At 68.0% G+C, this 3696-nt stretch carries 1 protein-coding gene; it reads right to left on the bottom strand.

The window, feature by feature from the left end:
* Positions 1–3030 precede the first annotated feature (3030 nt).
* The coding region (locus GF405_00120) for a T9SS type A sorting domain-containing protein (GenBank protein MBD3366559.1) at positions 3031–3696 on the bottom strand (666 nt) is incomplete at its 5' end.

A 3696-nucleotide genomic window follows, 5' to 3' on the forward strand; every position in this document is an offset into this window, starting at 1 on the left:
CCCCGCGACCAATCTGACGACGTTCTCGCTCACGGCGGGCATCAGCGATCGCCCCGAGGCCATCGAGGTACTCCGCGCGAACACGGCGTGGTGTCACGGACTGGTGTCGCCGTCGGTCCATCTTGACGCAGGGGCCGTCGATACGTTCCGGGCCGGTGAGAACCCCGCGCCCGACGTCCGCACGAACGGGACGCGGGGCAACTACCTCGTCAGCGCGGGCGTCAAGCTCGAGGCCGGGCGGTCCCAGAGCTGGCATCTTGTGTTGGATGCCGGACGGGACCAGCTTCAGATCGCCCGCCTGCGCAGGGAACTGGCCGAGAAGAACGGCCTTCACGAGGACATCGAGGCGAGCCTGAGGGCGGCGGGGACCAATCTCCTCAGGAGCGTCGCCAGCGCCGACGGCGTGCAGGCGACCGGGCACCGCGAGGCGACCGCGCACCACCTGGCGAACGTGCTCTTCAACATCATGCGCGGCGGCGTGTTCGCCGAGAACACGCTCGTGCCGGTCGGCGACCTCGCGGCCTTTCTCGCGACGAGGAACCGGGAGGTCGGTGAGCGCGCAGCAGCATTCCTCGAGACGCTGCCGGAGAAGGTGGACGTCGGTGAGCTTCTGTCGAGTGCGCACGAGACGGGCGACGCCGACCTGGAGCGCCTTGCATACGAGTACCTTCCGATCCACTTCGGCCGGCGCCACGGCGACCCGAGCAGGCCGTGGAACCGCTTCTCGATTCACGTCCGGAACCGCGACGGGAGCCGCGCTCTCCGGTACGAGGGGAACTGGCGCGACATCTTCCAGAACTGGGAGGCGCTCTGCGTATCGTTCCCGGCGTTTCTGCCGAGCGTCATCGCGAAGTTCGTGAACGCCTCGACGGTCGACGGCTTCAACCCGTACCGCATCACGAGAGAGGGCGTCGAGTGGGAGGTGCCGGAGGAGGACAACCCCTGGAGCCACATCGGCTACTGGGGCGACCATCAGATCATCTACCTGCTCAAGCTGCTCGAGGCCGCGGCCGACGCGCTCCCCGGACGACTGGAGGAGCTGCTCGACCGGGAGATCTTCAGCTACGCCGATGTTCCCTACAGGATCAGGCCGTACGACGACGTCGTCCGGGATCCGTGCAGGACCATCGACTACGACAGCGAGCGCGACGCCGCCATCGAGGAGCGCGTCGTGGCTGAGGGGACGGACGGGAGACTCGTTCACGGGGACGACGGAGTTCTTAACGTGACGCTTCTCGAGAAGCTGCTCGTGCCGATGCTCTCGAAGCTCTCGAACATGGTCCCCGGCGGCGGAATCTGGTTGAACACGCAGCGGCCGGAGTGGAACGACGCCAACAACGCGCTCGTTGGGAACGGAGTGTCGGTCGTCACCCTGTGCTACCTCCGACGGTACGTCGCCTTCCTCGACGAGCTCCTCACGGGCGTCGGGGGATCGGCGCGCGTTACCGAGGAGGTCGCGCACTGGCTTCGCAGTGTGAACGAGATCATCGAGCGGGAGGCCGCCGGCAGGGTCGCCCGCCTGGAGGACGATGCCCCGGCGGCGCGGCGGCGCGTCATGGACGATCTCGGCACGGCGTTCTCGAGGTACCGTGAGTCGGTCTACGGAAACGGTCTTACGGGACGGACGGACGTCACGGTCGACGAGGTTCGGAGGCTCTGCTGGGCGGCGCTCGAGGTCATCGACGCGGGCATTCGCGAGAACCGCCGCGACGACGGGATGTACAACGCCTATGTCCTGCTTTCCATGCAGGACGACGCGGTCGAGCTCACGCCGCTTCAGGAGATGCTCGAGGGGCAGGTCGCCGCGCTGAGCTCCGGACTGGTCGACGCCGGAGAGGCCGCCGCGGTCCTCGAGGAGATGTTCCGAAGCGAACTCTACAGCTCCGCCGAGCGGAGCTTCCTGCTCTATCCAGAACGAGAGCTTCCCGGGTTCATGGAGCGGAACGTGGTGCCGGCCGAGCGGGTGCGCGTCGTGCCGCTTCTCGACCGTCTTCTCCAGGCTGACGACGATTCGGTCGTCGTCCGGGACGCCGACGGCACGTACCGGTTCAGCGCGGACCTCAGGAACGAGGACGTGCTGGCGGAGATCCTGGACCGGTTGTCCGAGGACCGGGACTGGTCGGAGGATGTCAGGAGAGACCGCCGCGCCGTCCTGGAACTCTACGAGGACGTCTTCAACCACAGCGCGTACACGGGCCGCTCCGGCGCGATGTACGCCTACGAGGGGCTGGGGTCGGTCTACTGGCACATGGTGGCGAAGCTGCTCCTGGCGGTCCAGGAGGTCTTCCACCGGGCGCAGGACGCCGGAGCGCCGCGGGCCCGGCTTGACCGGCTGGCGGAACTCTACGACCGTGTTCGAGCGGGCCTCGGCTACGAGAAGTCGCCCGCCGAGTACGGCGCGTTCCCGACCGATCCATACTCCCATACACCGTCCGGCGGGGGCGCGAAGCAGCCCGGCATGACCGGTCAGGTGAAGGAGGAGATCCTGACGCGCTGGGGCGAGTTGGGTGTCCGGGTGAAGGACGGACAGGTCAGCTTCCGGCCGGCGCTCCTCCGCGACGAGGAGTTCCTCGACCGGGGCGACGTGTTCGAGTACGTCGATCTCGAGGGGAAGGCCCGCTCGCTCGATCTCCCGGGGAGAACGCTCGCCTTTACCTTCTGCCAGGTGCCCGTCGTCTACGACCGGGCCCACGCCGGGTCCGGAATGAGGGTCGCGTTCGACGACGGGAGCGAGACGACGCTCGAAGGCACCACGCTCGACCGCGGTCTCACCGCCGAACTGCTCGGACGGACCGGGCGGATCGCCGGCATCCGCGTGGCCGTGCCGGTGAGCTAGGAACGATCGCTAGAAAAGTCGGACCAGGAGGGGCCGCCATGGCCCCCGACAAGGAACGCCGTCGCGTGCCGCGACGGCGTCTTGCTTGTGGAGGAGCTCTGTGAGCGAGTCTGGTGTTCGTGGAGATCCTTCACGCCGCTCGGCCGGCTGCCGGGTACCCCTGGCGACGCGACACCCGGGTCTGTACGGAGGGACTACTTGAGGAGGACCATCCTCCGCGTCTCAAGCTCCTCGCCGGCCCGGAGGCTGTAGAAGTAGACGCCCGACGCGACCCTCTCGCCGTCGTCACCGGTCCCGTCCCAGGTGACCTGGTGCTCTCCGGGGGGCACGTGGCCGTTCACGAGCGTCCGCACGCGGCGGCCCGCCATGGTGTAGACGACCACCTCGGTCTCCGCGGCCTCGCGGAGCGCGTAGCGGATCGTCGTCGTCGGGTTGAACGGATTGGGGCTCGCGGGCAGGAGGCTGATTCTCGTCTCGCCGACGATGTCGTCACCCCAGACGTCCTCGATGCCGGTGCCGTCGGGCGGCACGTACGTGAAGTTCGTCAGGACGACCTCCTGGTCGGACGACGGGTCGTCGCAGCAGCGCCACAGGTTGATGTGGACGCGCGGGATCTCGGGTCTCGGGATGTGCGGGCCGGTGTAGGTCCACTCATGGATCATGGTGCCGGGCGACTCGTCGTACGGGCCGCCCCGCCAGCTTCGGCACTCGACGCGGTCGGGGAGCCAGCGGAAGGCGTGGCTCGTGATCTCGCCGTCTCCGAACGTCGCGTCGAACCGCTCGATGTTGCCGTACCAGTCCCAGGGCTGGGCGACGAACTGCCCGATGTCGTCGGACGGGTTCCCCCAGTAGCTGAACTC

Origin of the sequence: Candidatus Effluviviaceae Genus V sp., from assembly GCA_014728125.1 — a bacterium.
Lineage (GTDB): Bacteria > Joyebacterota > Joyebacteria > Joyebacterales > Joyebacteraceae > WJMD01.